Source organism: Pantoea sp. SJZ147, assembly GCF_007828605.1.
In the GTDB taxonomy this organism is placed as follows: Bacteria; Pseudomonadota; Gammaproteobacteria; order Enterobacterales; family Enterobacteriaceae; genus Pantoea; species Pantoea allii.
The window spans coordinates 43,440-56,032 of the sequence record NZ_VIVB01000016.1 but is presented as its reverse complement, the minus strand read 5'-3'; the positions used below and the strand labels follow the sequence as shown (position 1 = coordinate 56,032).

The following is a 12,593-nucleotide window of genomic DNA, read 5'->3' as shown; positions in this document are numbered from 1 at the left end:
GAAAAAAGACCCGGTTAAGATTGTGCGCTGTGAAAACACAGGCCGCCGACGACTGAGCAGGCAGAGCGCGGGCTGGCCGCAGCATCATACGCTGAAGCCGTGAACTTTTCCTGGTGAGATTGTTTCTGAGCGTTAAAAAGATGTTGCCGCTGGTGAAGCGGCAACAGGGTGCTAAAACAGGTTCGGGCCGTAGCCCCACAGAATCACCGTCAAGGCCAGTAAAACTTCAAACACCAGTACGCCGATGGCCAGCGTGGAACTGGAAAACCGCAGGCTCTCATCCCGGTCGATATTCAGAAACAGCGGAATGCCCACGTACAAGAGATAACCCGTATACAGCAACGCCAGCGCGCCCGCAAATACGCACAGCCATACCAGTGGATAGAGCGCCACCAGGCCGCTTAAAAACAGCGGTGTCGCCACGTAGCCCGCAAACACGGTACAGCGCTGGACGCCGGGACGCTGAGGATAGTCACGCGCCATCCAGTGGATAACCCGCCCCATCACCGCCACGCCGCCCAAAATCAACAGATAAAACAGAATACCTAAGCCCAATGCTGTCAGCATATTCAGCTGTACATACTGCCCCTCACCCAGGTTCCAGCCTGACTGCGTAGTTCCGATCATGGCGCAGATGACCGGAATGGCCGCCATCAACAGAACGTGATGAGTGTAATGGTGCGAAACCGTTTCGTTCTCTTGCTTGATAGTGCGCATTTCCTGATTAGGATGCGCTAACAAACCCCAGACATGGTTCATACGCTTACTCCTCTGATGCAGTTGGGCTACCCCGTTCTGATGCAGGAACCACGTAAGGGCAGCATTTCTTACAGTATAAACGGCAAGGCAATTTCTGTGGGCTTTGTGCAAAAAAACGGCAAAAAAGATCGCTTATTAACGCGTAAACGGATGACGTAACAAATCAGGTATAAACTGAAAGAAAATGTCTTCACACAGGGAGTGCATCTTGCATTTGGATATCAACGGATTAATTACGCAGTATGGCTATCTGGCACTGTTTATCGGCTGTATTGCCGAAGGAGAAACATTCTTATTGCTGGGCGGCGTGGCCGCTCATGAGGGGTTACTGCATTATTCCGGCGTGGTGCTGGCGGCAATGGCGGGCGGCATTATGGGCGATCAGCTGCTGTACTGGGTTGGCAGACGCTTTGGTACCCGTATTTTACGGCGCTTTAAAAAGCATCAGGACAAAATTGTTAAAGCCAACCGGTTGATCAAGCGCCGCCCCAGCCTGTTCGTGATTGGCGCGCGCTTTATGTACGGCTTTCGCCTGATTGGCCCGATTATTATTGGTGCAAGCCGCCTTAATCCGCTGAAGTTTCTGGTGCTCAACATCATCGGGGCGGCTATCTGGTCACTGCTGTTTGTCACGCTCGGCTATTTTGCAGGCGGCATTATCGCCCCCTGGCTGCACAAGCTCGATCAGCACTTTAAACACCTTTTATGGCTGGCTGCTGCCGTGGTGTTTGCCTTCGTACTGCGCTGGGCGATTCGCCACTGGAATAACCGTCGAGCTGACGATCAGTAACCCTTGAACTGCGGGTTCGCCAGCATAAAGCCACCGTCAATAATAAAGGACTGACCGGTGGTATAGGTGGCCCATTCGGAGCTAAGCCAGGCCACCATACTGGCAATTTCATGGGTATCACCCGGGCGGCCCGCAGGAATCTCAGGCATTTTGACGTTATGAGCATCGGCATCGGTCATTTTATTCATCGGCGTGGCAATCGCGCCCGGTGCCACCGCATTCACCAGAATATTGTGCGGCAGCAAACTCAGCGCCATCGACTTGGTTAATCCGCCTGCCGCATGTTTTGCTGCGGTGTAAGCGACGGAACCCGGCAGCGGCGTATGTTCGTGCACGGAGGTGATATTAATGATGCGTCCGCCCTGCCCCTGCTTAATCATGTTGCGTGCCGCCACCTGCCCGCAGATAAAAACGCCATCCACATCCACGCTAAAGGTCTTACGCCAGTCTTCCCAGGTCACGTCCATAAAGTCGGCTTTGAAATTTGCTCCGGCATTGTTGACCAGAACGTCGATGCGGCCCAGCTTATCGATCAACTGCTGCAGCACTTTGCCTCCGGCGGGTGGATCGGCCAGGTCGAGCTGGATCATCTCGGCGCGTTGCCCACTCTCCTCCACCCGTTTTGCCGTTCGCAGTGCGCCTTCTTCGTCCGACCGCCAGGTGATGCCAATATCGAATCCCTGCTCTGCTAACATTTCAGCACAACGACTGCCAATGCCTGAATCCGACGCGGTAACGATTGCCACTTTTCGTTGTGGTGTAGTCATGACGGTCTCCTCTGGAAGTGTATGAAAAGTATATACCGCAATGAAAATTGTGCCCTTAGCGGGCGGAGCAGCGGGCAGGTTAACGATCTGTGCCAGAACGAAGCGGTATGCAGGCGCCCGGCTATAGTTAAGGCTGACACTGACAGGGAGAAACCGATGAGTAAGGTTAAACGTAAGATTGACGATCATGGCGTAATAGGCGATTTACGCACCTGCGCGCTGGTCGCAAACGATGGCACTATTGACTACCTCTGCTGGCCGGAACTGGACAGCCCGTCAGTGTTTTCAGCCTTACTGGACAGCGATGAGGCAGGCCTGTTTTCCCTGGCACCCGACTGGCAAAACGCCCGTCGTCAGCAAATTTATCTTCCTGATACCAATATTTTACAGACCCGCTGGCTGTCTGAAGAAGGCGTGGCTGAAATCACCGATTACATGCCGATCTGCGATCGCGAGGATAAGCTGCCGCGTATCATCCGTCGGGTAAAAATGGTACGCGGCCGGGCGCGCTTTAACATGGTCTGTTCCCCGCGCCATGATTACGCCCGTGCAGACACGCGCGCTGAGGTAAAACGTGGCTGTATTGATTTTCACGCCACCGATCAGCCGTCGCTGCGCCTGGCGGCGACGGTGGTGATGACGCTGGAAGGCAATCACGCCACCGCCAACTTTGAGCTTAAAGCCGGTGAACATGCCGAATTCGAATTTGGCAGCGTACACGATGCCCACATCGAAAAGCTGGCCACCGCTAACTGCTTTGAAGAAACGCTGAGCTACTGGCGTGAATGGAGCAGCCGCAGCACCTATCACGGTCGCTGGCAGGAGATGGTACAACGCTCTGCACTGGTACTTAAACTGTTGACCTCCTGGCAACACGGCTCCATCGCTGCGGCTGCCACCTTTGGCCTGCCCGAGGAACTGGGCGGCGAACGCAACTGGGATTACCGCGCCTCCTGGATACGCGATGCCTCATTCAGCATGTACGCCTTGATGCGGCTGGGTTACGTGGACGAAGCCAAGCACTTTACGGAATGGGTCGGTCGCTGTGTAGAGAACAGCCACCATGATGAAATGCGGCTGCAGGTGATGTACCGCCTGGACAGCAGTACGGATCTTCAGGAGATGTCGCTGCTTAACCTGTCCGGCTATGCCAACTCCAGTCCGGTGCGCATTGGTAACGGTGCCTGGCGGCAAAAACAGTTAGATATTTATGGCGAACTGATGGATGCCATCTATCTTTCAAATAAATACGGCGAAGCCATTTCTCAACGTGGCTGGAACCATGTGTCAGAGATGCTGGACTGGCTGTGCGATAACTGGCATCAGCCGGATGCGGGGATCTGGGAAATGCGCGGTGAGCCCGAGCACTTCCTTCATTCCCGCTTGATGTGCTGGGTTGCCCTGGATCGTGGCCTGCGCCTTGCGATGAAACGTTCACTGCCGATGCCCTATGAGCGCTGGGACAAAACCCGTCGCGAGATTCGTGATGATATCTGGAAAAACTTCTGGAACAGCGAACGCGGGCATTTTGTTTCTACCCGTCACGGTGAACACCTTGATGCCTCAATGCTGTTGATGCCGTTAGTCCGCTTTGTCGGTGCTACCGATCCGGACTGGATCGCAACGCTGGATGCCATCCAGGTGAACCTGGTGAGCGATGGCATGGTACGCCGTTATAACATCCATGAAACGCCGGCAGATGGGCTGACGGGCGCAGAGGGCTCTTTCGGTGCCTGCTCATTCTGGTATGTGGAATGTCTGGCGCGTGCCGGACGCATTCGCGAGGCACATTTTGAGTTCGAGAAATTACTGAGCTACGCTAATCCGCTGGGTTTATATGCTGAAGAGTTTGACAGTCATGGCCAGGCATTAGGCAATACGCCCCAGGCGCTGACGCATCTTGCGTTGATCAGTGCCGCGTTTTTTCTCAACCGTAAGCTGAACGGGGACATTACCTTATGGCAACCATAAGGGCCTGTTTCCGCCCAAAATGGTAAAGAACAAAGGCGGATAACGCAGGTGAGTCAGGTAAAGTATTTCAAAGTGGTTAAAATCCTGATTCACAACATCAGTTTAATGAACATATAATGCGCAGCAGGTCATAGTGACCAGCATGGGTTCGATACATTGACAAGCCTGAAACATGGCGATAAAGACTTGTAAAATATGAAAAAAAGCATTCGCGCGTTCGCTTCACTTGCATTGGCTTTGGCGGCATTCAGTCAGTCAGCCCTTGCTGTTGTTTACCCTTTACCGCCGGCTAACAGCCGTCTGACCGGGCAAAACGTTGAAATTACCATTCCTGAGGACAGTAAATTGCCTCTGGAAGCTTTTGCAGCACAGTTTCAAATGGGCCTCAGCAATATGCTGGAAGCCAATCCGGGCGTTGACGTTTATCTGCCTAAACCTGGCAGCAAACTGATCATCCCACAGCAGTTACTGTTACCTGACGCACCGCGTGAAGGCATTGTGATTAACAGTGCTGAAATGCGGCTTTACTACTATCCGAAAGGCAGCAAAACGGTTGTGGTGTTGCCTATCGGTATTGGTGAACTGGGTAAAGACACGCCGCTGAACTGGACAACGACCGTTCAGCGTAAAAAAGATGGCCCAACCTGGACGCCAACGAAAGCGATGCATGCTGAGTACGCGTCTCGGGGTGAGAACCTGCCTGCTGTCTTCCCGGCTGGCCCGGATAACCCAATGGGGCTGTATGCGCTCTATATCGGTCGTCTTTACGCCATTCACGGCACCAACGCCAACTTCGGTATTGGCCTGCGTGTGAGCCACGGCTGCGTGCGTTTACGTGCCGACGATATCAAGTGGTTGTTTGACCACGTGCCAGTTGGCACGCGCGTACAGTTTATCAACCAGCCGGTAAAAGCCTCGGTTGAGCCAGACGGTTCACGTTGGATGGAAGTCCATAATCCGCTGTCTACCACGGAAGAGCAGTTTAACTCTCGTGAGCTGGTGCCGATTACGCTGACCCAGGCCGTTGGCAAAGTGCTGGTTGATGGCAGCATCAACCAGTCTCAGGTGGATAAGGCCATTCAGAACCGCTCTGGTATGCCCGTTCAGGTTAACGCACCCGAAAACAACGTCGTGCCCGCGCCCGTTCAGATGACCGAAGGTGAAGATGCCGAGCCGAAGGAAGGGCCAATGACGCCGCTGACGTCACAGCCTGCTAACCCGGCCGCTGTACAGCAGGAACCTGCACCTCAACAGTCGCAGCCTGCAGAGCAACAGCAATCTGCTCCGCAGCAGCCTGTACAGCCGCAGTCACAGCCTGCCCAGCAACAGCCCGTGCAGCCGTCGCAACCGGCTCCAGCGGGTAACGGTAGCCTGTAAGGCTGTCCGTCTTCAGGTTGTTAAAAAGCCAGCGCAGGATAATCCGCGCTGGCTTTTTTTATGACGTCACCCCGGCCCGATCTTACGCGCTCAGGCCGCTACGCCGAGGGTCGTCGAAAGGTCAACCAGCCTGCCAGCAAGGTAAAAACGAATACGATCAGCACCAGCAGTAAAAAACCGTGCGGATTCGACGCCAGCGGAATCCCGCCCACGTTCATACCAAAAAACCCCGCCACGATATTAATCGGCAGAGCCAGCACCGTAATGACGGTTAACAGGTAAAGTGTCCGGTTACTCTGCTCCATCAGGCGAGCCGCAATCTCTTCCTGCAGAAGCCGGATGCGCTCCATCAGGCTGGCAAGATCGTTAAGCACCACGCTGAACTCTTCCGTAAACGCACGCAGCTCGCGAAGCGTGTCGCGGTTTAGCCAGGCCGGAGGCCGGTTGAGCAAGCGAAACAGTGCCGCCGGTTCCGGTGCCAGAAGACGCTGAATCCGCAACAGCATACGTCGGTAATGCCCCAGCTCACTGCGGTTAGCTTTAATCGCCGTACTTAATAAGCGCTCTTCTATGCTGTCGACCACCTGACTGATACGCCGCACCACCTGTTCCAGCTGTAACTCCTGCTCGCCAAGAAGATAAAGCAGCAAGGCTTCTGCACTGGGAAAGCTGTGTCGGGTTAACCCCTGCTGCATCTTTTCAATCATCACCGACGGGCGATAACGGGCGCTCACCACCAGATTGCGCCGACACCAGATCCACAGGGTCGCATTTTGCGTACTGCGGTTTTCCTGATTGAGCGTGACATCGTTTAGCACCGCCAGCAACGCGCTACTTTGCTCCGCCAGTCGGGTACGCGGTGAGGCAGAGTGAGTTTCGTCGAAGAAGTCATCATCCACCTGGAAGTGACTCTGCACCCAGTTCTGCGCGCGGGCATGATTCAGGTTGATATGCAGCCAGAGAAAGCCGTCGTCAGGCAGCGCCTCCCCGAGTTTGACCGCTTCACGGGCATTCAGGCGGACAGGGAGAGCGTCGGGAGAAAAGAGATAACCATGGATGAGTCCGGCCACATCATCATCAAAATCACGTTTTTGTGGGGGAAGTACAACGTCTGTCGCCATGGCAATCCTGTCAGCATCATCAATAAAGACTCTCAGCCTGCTGCAGTTTTGTTACAGCAAAATGACCTCGCACGGCGTAGATCATTTTTTTGTCACAAAAAGCGGGTATCAAACAGCGTTAACCAGATGTAAATCCGCATCTGCATCCGCTAAGAGGTTTTGCATGAGCGAAAACAGTTTACCCTCTTCAGGTTCGACTCATGGACGCCCTGATTTCAATGGCAAAGGTAGCCGCTTCACAAAAACGATCTTCATTGTTCTGCTGATCGCCGGTCTGGCTTTTGCCGGGTTTAACCTGTTCCACGATGTTGAAAAAACCAATACGCCCGTCACCAGTTATTTGCCGTTCTTTCTGCTAGGCCTGGCGTTGCTGATTGCGCTGGGCTTTGAGTTTGTGAACGGCTTTCACGATACCGCCAATGCGGTCGCCACGGTCATCTATACCCACTCTCTGACGCCCGGTGTTGCCGTGGTCTGGTCAGGGCTGTGTAATTTTCTTGGCGTGATGCTCTCCAGCGGCGTGGTCGCCTTTGGCATTATTTCATTGCTGCCCGTCGAGCTGATATTGCAGGCCAGCAGCGGTAACGGCTTTGCCATGATTTATGCCCTGCTGTTCTCGGCGATTATCTGGAACCTGGGGACCTGGTATCTCGGCCTGCCCTCCTCCTCCTCGCACACCTTAATTGGCTCCATTATCGGGGTCGGCGTCGCGAATGCCATGCTGCACGGTCGCAGTGGCTTGAGTGGCGTTGACTGGGAGCAGGCCCTGAAAGTCGGTTATGCCCTTCTGCTGTCGCCGGTGGTGGGATTTGTCTGCGCCGCCCTGCTGCTGTGGACGATGAAGCTGTTTATTCGTAACCGCCAACTTTATCAGGCTCCGCAGAGCAACGAGCCGCCGCCCGTCTGGATTCGTGGACTGCTGATTCTGACCTGTACCGGTGTTTCGTTTGCCCATGGGTCGAACGACGGACAAAAAGGCATGGGGCTGATCATGCTGATTCTGGTCGGCACCATGCCGATCGCCTATGCCCTGAACCGTTCTCTGCCGTCCGACCAGATACCCCGCGTTGCCGCACTGACCGAAGTCACGGCACAACAGCTGTTGCATATTCAGCCTGCCGCCACGCCCGCGCCTGTTCCACGCGACGTGTTAACCGATTTTGTCAGCAGCGGGAAACCCAATCCCAACGTTCTGCCTGCGCTGGCCATGACACTGCACGACGTGGGCGATCAGATTCGCCGTTACGGTTCCATGGAAAATATTCCGGCGCAATCCGTAACCAATACCCGAAATCAAATGTATCTGGCTTCGGAGTCCATTAAGCATTTGCAAACCGCTAACGTCGCCCTACCGGATCAGACGCAACGTAACCTGAAAGCCGTCAAGACCGAGCTGGACAGCGCCACGCGCTTTATTCCGATGTGGGTGAAGGTGGTCGTTGCTATCGCGCTGGGGCTGGGCACCATGGTTGGCTGGCGACGAATTGTGGTCACCGTGGGCGAGCGTATCGGTAAAACACATCTGACTTATGCCCAGGGTGCCAGCGCCGAAATGGTGGCGATGGTGACCATCGGTGCGGCCGACGCATTCGGTTTGCCGGTGTCCACCACGCACGTTCTCTCGTCCGGCGTAGCAGGAACCATGGCGGCAAACCGTTCAGGCCTGCAAATGTCCACGCTGCGGAATCTGGCTGTGGCCTGGGTATTAACGCTGCCGGTTTCCGTCTTACTTTCGGCCCTGCTCTACGGGCTGTTTATCCACATCTGACCAGGTGAATCGTCATGGCAACACACGATAACAGTTTCAACCGCGACGCGTTTAATCAGCGTTTATTGCAGGAGTTCTACGACAGCTACGATGAAGAACTGGAGCTGGAACTCGACGATCTGCGTTTTGGCGATACCACGCCAGCCGGAACGGATGAAAAGGCCTGGCGTCGTCACTATTTTCGCGAACTGCTGCGCCTGCAGGGTGAACTGGTTAAGCTCCAGGACTGGGTGATGCGCACCGGTCACCGCCTGGTTATCCTGTTCGAAGGCCGCGATGCTGCCGGTAAAGGTGGCGTGATTAAACGCATTACGCAGCGCCTCAACCCACGTACCTGCCGGGTTGCCGCACTGCCAGCGCCTAACGATCGCGAAAAAACGCAATGGTATTTCCAGCGTTACATTGCACATTTACCTGCTGCGGGCGAAATGGTGCTGTTCGACAGGAGCTGGTACAACCGGGCGGGCGTGGAACGCGTAATGGGCTTTTGTAATGAGGCGGAGGTCGAGGAGTTTTATCGCAGCGTGCCGGAGTTTGAAAAAATGCTGACTCGCAGCGGTATTCAAATCGTCAAATACTGGTTTTCCATTACTGACGAGGAGCAGGAGTTGCGCTTTATGAGCCGCATCCACGATCCGCTCAAACAGTGGAAACTCAGCCCGATGGATCTGGAAAGTCGCCGCCGCTGGGAAGACTATACCGAAGCAAAAGAAGAGATGCTGAGCCGCACCAATATCCCGGATGCGCCCTGGTGGGTCGTTCAGGGCGTGGATAAAAAGCGTGCGCGTCTGAACTGCATCAGCCACCTTTTGCAACAGGTGCCTTATGAAGACTCTCCCCATGATGAAATCGTTCTGCCACCGCGCGAACGGTCTGAGGATTACCGTCGTAACGACGTGCCGGACAATATGATTGTGCCTGAAAAGTATTAATGGTCTGCGCGGCAGGACGCTGCGCTACCCGTTGTTGACGCCAAAAAACGCCGCACGATTAATGACAGGTCTGCCCGTGCCATTCGGCATAACGGTCAATCACTGTGGCAATCTCCTGGGAAGATTTTAACGCGCGAATCTCTCCGAACAGCTCGCCGGCCTCACCGTAGGCTTTGCGCAGATAACCCAACCACTGTTTGATACGTGCCACATGGTACATGCCGGTATCGCCCTGCTTTTCCAGCCGGGTGTACTTTTGCAACAGCGCGACCACCTCCGGCCAGGGCAGCGGGGCTTCATTGTATTTGATGACCCGACTCAGGTTAGGCACGTTGAGCGCGCCACGACCAATCATCACGGCATCACAGCCGGTCGTCTGCAGGCAATCCTGGGCCGTTTGCCAGTCCCAAATCTCACCATTGGCGATAACCGGAATACGCAGGCGCTGACGGATTTCCCCGATGGCCTGCCAGTTAATCGCCTCGGCACGGTAGCCATCTTCTTTGGTACGGCCATGTACCACCAGCTCGCTGGCACCGGCCTGCTGGACCGCATCGGCAATTTCCATGCTGCGTGCGCTGGAATCCCAGCCAAGGCGGACCTTCACCGTGACCGGCAAAGCGTCAGGCACAGCGGCGCGCATGGCTTTCGCCGCGCGATAGATTAAATCGGGATCTTTTAACAAGGTGGCACCGCCGCCGCTGCCGTTGACCAGCTTTGACGGACAACCGCAGTTGAGATCGACGCCCCAGGAACCCAGCGTGACCGCGCGGGCGGCATTTTCCGCCAGCCAGTCAGGATGCTGTCCGAGCAACTGCAGACGGACCAACGTGCCCGATGGCGTCCGGCTGGCATGGTGCAGTTCTGGACAGAGACGATAGAAGGATTTTACCGGCAGGAGCTGGTCAACGACACGCAGAAACTCTGTAATGCACAGATCGTAGTCGTTGACCTCCGTCAACAGCTGGCGTACCAGGGAATCCAGTACGCCTTCCATTGGTGCCAGCAAAACCCGCATTGTCAGGCGTTTCCGCTACGCTTAGGCGCAGGGCGACGTGGGCGAGCAGCAGGCTTATCAGACTGGCTCGTTGCCGGTCCCTGACGACGCGGCTGGGAACGTTTATCCCCTTGTGAACGCGCACCACCCGCACCCTGTCCACCCTGGCTACGACCACGGGGTTGCTGCGACTGACGGCCATTCACAATAGGCTCAGCTTTGATGCTCGGATCGGGCTCATAGCCAGGCACGGCAAGACGCGGAATCTCACGCTTAAGCAGACGCTCGATATCACGCAGCAGCTTGTGTTCATCCACGCACACCAGTGACAACGCGACGCCAGTAGCCGCGGCACGACCGGTACGACCAATACGGTGCACATAGTCTTCAGCCACGTTGGGGAGCTCGTAGTTCACGACGTGCGGCAGTTCTTCAATATCCAGGCCACGGGCCGCAATATCGGTAGCAACCAGTACGCGAATCGAACCGGATTTAAAATCGGCCAGTGCGCGCGTACGTGCTCCCTGACTCTTGTTACCGTGAATCGCCGCTGCGGTAATGCCGTCTTTACCCAACTGCTCGGCAAGGTGGTTAGCACCATGCTTGGTTCGGGTAAACACCAGTACCTGCTGCCAGTTACCTTCACCGATCAGCTGCGACAGCAATTCCCGTTTGCGTTTCTTATCAACAAAATGCACCTGCTGAGAAACCTGCTCAGAGGCGGTGTTGCGGCGCGCCACTTCCACCTGCTCTGGGTTATGCAGCAGTTTTTCTGCCAGGGTTTTAATCTCATCTGAGAACGTCGCCGAGAACAGCAGGTTCTGACGTTTGGCAGGCAGTTTTGCCAGCAGGCGACGAATGTCATGGATAAAGCCCATGTCGAGCATGCGATCGGCTTCATCCAGTACCAGCACTTCGACCTGGGAGAGGTCAACCGCGTTCTGATGGACCAGGTCCAACAAACGGCCTGGCGTTGCCACCAGAATATCGACCCCGCCGCGCAGCTTCATCATCTGCGGGTTAATGCTTACCCCACCGAAAACCACCAGTGAACGAAGCGGTAAATACTTACTGTATTCAACCACGTTTTCACCGACCTGGGCGGCCAGTTCACGGGTTGGCGTCAGGATCAGGGCACGCACAGGACGGCGTCCACGCACCGCGCCCGCATTTGCCGACAGCTTCTGTAATAAAGGCAGCGTAAAACCGGCCGTTTTGCCGGTGCCGGTCTGCGCGCTTGCCAGCAGATCGCGACCGGACAGCACCACAGGAATAGCCTGGCGCTGGATAGGAGTGGGTTCGCTGTAGCCTTGCTCAGCAACCGCACGCAAAATATCGGCACTCAGGCCGAGAGAGTCAAAAGACATGACGAGTATTACTCCGGTCCACTCTGACCGTGTTTCACGGTGTAGTTTTCAGAGGGATAGTGACGCCAGCTGACGCTGACGCGTGAAAAGGGTGCAAACTACGATGCATAAGCGGCGGAGTGTAACAGCTTTAACGTCTCTGTGCGAGATAGCTCACAATTGATTACATAACCCCTTAAACAAGAAAGCCACCTTGCGGTGGCTTTTCATTGGGCGGCTAACTTAGCTGCGTTTTTTCTCAATACGTCGTGCGGGCTCTTTCACCAGCAGAGAAACCAGCGCCGGGCCCAGCAGCATAACCATGCCAAGGCTGGCTAACAGCAGGTTGTTGTGGAAGACGCGCGAGACCAGAAACAGCATCATCATGGCGGCGCCAAAATAGTAGGTGGTGGTCGCCTCTTCCAGGTAATCACCGAGGGTGCGTAAACGGGCACTACGCTGCGTGATCAGCATGGCGATAAACACCCCTGCATACGTCACCACCAGGGTACTGCACACTTCGACCAGTGCTTTATGTTTCCAGCCCCATACCAGCGCGGCAATCACCAACACGTGCATAGCGATGTGGGCCCAGGTTTGACCGGTAATAATTTGAAAGCGATTAGACAATTTCATATTTTTCTCCTGCAGACCTGGCGAGTTGCTCAAATGCAACCGAATCCGGCCAGGGACGGTTTCCTCAATGTAAAGCAAATTTCAGATAACGCCTTAATTATTCCTCTTCTTCACCCTCCATTTGTGACA

Annotated in this window: 11 protein-coding genes; 5 read left to right on the top strand and 6 right to left on the bottom strand. The window is 55.1% G+C overall.

The window, feature by feature from the left end:
• Positions 1 to 171: 171 nt before the first annotated feature.
• Positions 172 to 759 (bottom strand): Yip1 family protein, encoded by a 588-nt coding sequence (locus FBY13_RS20730; protein WP_063878853.1) that lies wholly within the window; start codon positions 757 to 759, stop codon positions 172 to 174.
• A gap of 208 nt (positions 760 to 967) precedes the next feature.
• Here FBY13_RS20730 and FBY13_RS20725 point away from each other — a divergent pair, with 208 nt between their 5' ends.
• Positions 968 to 1,549, top strand: a complete 582-nt coding sequence (locus tag FBY13_RS20725; protein ID WP_063878852.1) for a DedA family protein — start codon at positions 968 to 970, stop codon at positions 1,547 to 1,549.
• On the opposite strand, the gene FBY13_RS20720 is transcribed toward FBY13_RS20725, so the two are convergent.
• The gene (locus FBY13_RS20720; protein ID WP_145395043.1) at positions 1,543 to 2,316 is read right to left on the bottom strand and encodes an SDR family oxidoreductase; all 774 of its coding nucleotides are present in this window, start codon (positions 2,314 to 2,316) and stop codon (positions 1,543 to 1,545) included. The genes FBY13_RS20725 and FBY13_RS20720 overlap by 7 nt on opposite strands.
• Before the next feature lie 156 nt (positions 2,317 to 2,472).
• On the opposite strand from FBY13_RS20720, the gene FBY13_RS20715 reads away from it, so the two are divergent.
• Positions 2,473 to 4,287 carry a glycoside hydrolase family 15 protein gene (locus FBY13_RS20715; RefSeq protein WP_145395042.1) on the top strand — a complete coding sequence of 605 codons (1,815 nt, stop codon included), beginning with the start codon at positions 2,473 to 2,475 and terminating at the stop codon, positions 4,285 to 4,287.
• Positions 4,288 to 4,482: 195 nt separating this feature from the next.
• Positions 4,483 to 5,664 carry a L,D-transpeptidase family protein gene (locus FBY13_RS20710; protein ID WP_096012160.1) on the top strand — a complete coding sequence of 394 codons (1,182 nt, stop codon included), beginning with the start codon at positions 4,483 to 4,485 and terminating at the stop codon, positions 5,662 to 5,664.
• A gap of 98 nt (positions 5,665 to 5,762) precedes the next feature.
• Here FBY13_RS20710 and FBY13_RS20705 read toward each other — a convergent pair whose 3' ends face one another.
• Complete coding sequence (locus FBY13_RS20705; protein WP_145395041.1) at positions 5,763 to 6,785, bottom strand: transporter; 1,023 nt, start codon at positions 6,783 to 6,785, stop codon at positions 5,763 to 5,765.
• Between the two features lie 163 nt (positions 6,786 to 6,948).
• On the opposite strand from FBY13_RS20705, the gene FBY13_RS20700 reads away from it, so the two are divergent.
• Both FBY13_RS20700 and ppk2 read left to right on the top strand, forming a co-directional pair.
• Positions 6,949 to 8,553: an inorganic phosphate transporter gene (locus FBY13_RS20700; protein ID WP_145395040.1), complete on the top strand. Its 1,605-nt coding sequence runs from the start codon at positions 6,949 to 6,951 to the stop codon at positions 8,551 to 8,553.
• Between the two features lie 14 nt (positions 8,554 to 8,567).
• Complete coding sequence (gene ppk2 / locus FBY13_RS20695) at positions 8,568 to 9,485, top strand: polyphosphate kinase 2 (protein WP_096012159.1); 918 nt, start codon at positions 8,568 to 8,570, stop codon at positions 9,483 to 9,485.
• Positions 9,486 to 9,543: 58 nt separating this feature from the next.
• On the opposite strand, the gene dusC is transcribed toward ppk2, so the two are convergent.
• The 3 genes from dusC to FBY13_RS20680 form a co-directional block, all read right to left on the bottom strand.
• A complete protein-coding gene (gene dusC / locus FBY13_RS20690; protein ID WP_145395039.1) occupies positions 9,544 to 10,503 on the bottom strand; it encodes a tRNA dihydrouridine(16) synthase DusC in 960 nt (319 codons plus the stop codon).
• A gap of 2 nt (positions 10,504 to 10,505) precedes the next feature.
• On the bottom strand, positions 10,506 to 11,849 hold the full coding sequence (rhlE, locus tag FBY13_RS20685; protein WP_063878844.1) for an ATP-dependent RNA helicase RhlE: 1,344 nt from the start codon (positions 11,847 to 11,849) through the stop codon (positions 10,506 to 10,508).
• 222 nt (positions 11,850 to 12,071) lie between these two features.
• Positions 12,072 to 12,464: a YbhQ family protein gene (locus FBY13_RS20680; RefSeq protein WP_145395038.1), complete on the bottom strand. Its 393-nt coding sequence runs from the start codon at positions 12,462 to 12,464 to the stop codon at positions 12,072 to 12,074.
• Between the last annotated feature and the right edge of the window lie 129 nt (positions 12,465 to 12,593).

Bases quoted from the DNA above. Each gene is read 5' to 3' on its own strand.
- FBY13_RS20730 (WP_063878853.1), bottom strand. From the start codon at position 759: ATGAACCATGTCTGGGGTTTGTTAGCGCATCCTAATCAGGAAATGCGC.
- FBY13_RS20720 (WP_145395043.1), bottom strand. From the start codon at position 2,316: ATGACTACACCACAACGAAAAGTGGCAATCGTTACCGCGTCGGATTCA.
- FBY13_RS20715 (WP_145395042.1), top strand. From the start codon at position 2,473: ATGAGTAAGGTTAAACGTAAGATTGACGATCATGGCGTAATAGGCGAT.
- FBY13_RS20710 (WP_096012160.1), top strand. From the start codon at position 4,483: ATGAAAAAAAGCATTCGCGCGTTCGCTTCACTTGCATTGGCTTTGGCG.
- FBY13_RS20705 (WP_145395041.1), bottom strand. From the start codon at position 6,785: ATGGCGACAGACGTTGTACTTCCCCCACAAAAACGTGATTTTGATGAT.
- FBY13_RS20700 (WP_145395040.1), top strand. From the start codon at position 6,949: ATGAGCGAAAACAGTTTACCCTCTTCAGGTTCGACTCATGGACGCCCT.
- ppk2 (WP_096012159.1), top strand. From the start codon at position 8,568: ATGGCAACACACGATAACAGTTTCAACCGCGACGCGTTTAATCAGCGT.
- dusC (WP_145395039.1), bottom strand. From the start codon at position 10,503: ATGCGGGTTTTGCTGGCACCAATGGAAGGCGTACTGGATTCCCTGGTA.
- rhlE (WP_063878844.1), bottom strand. From the start codon at position 11,849: ATGTCTTTTGACTCTCTCGGCCTGAGTGCCGATATTTTGCGTGCGGTT.
- FBY13_RS20680 (WP_145395038.1), bottom strand. From the start codon at position 12,464: ATGAAATTGTCTAATCGCTTTCAAATTATTACCGGTCAAACCTGGGCC.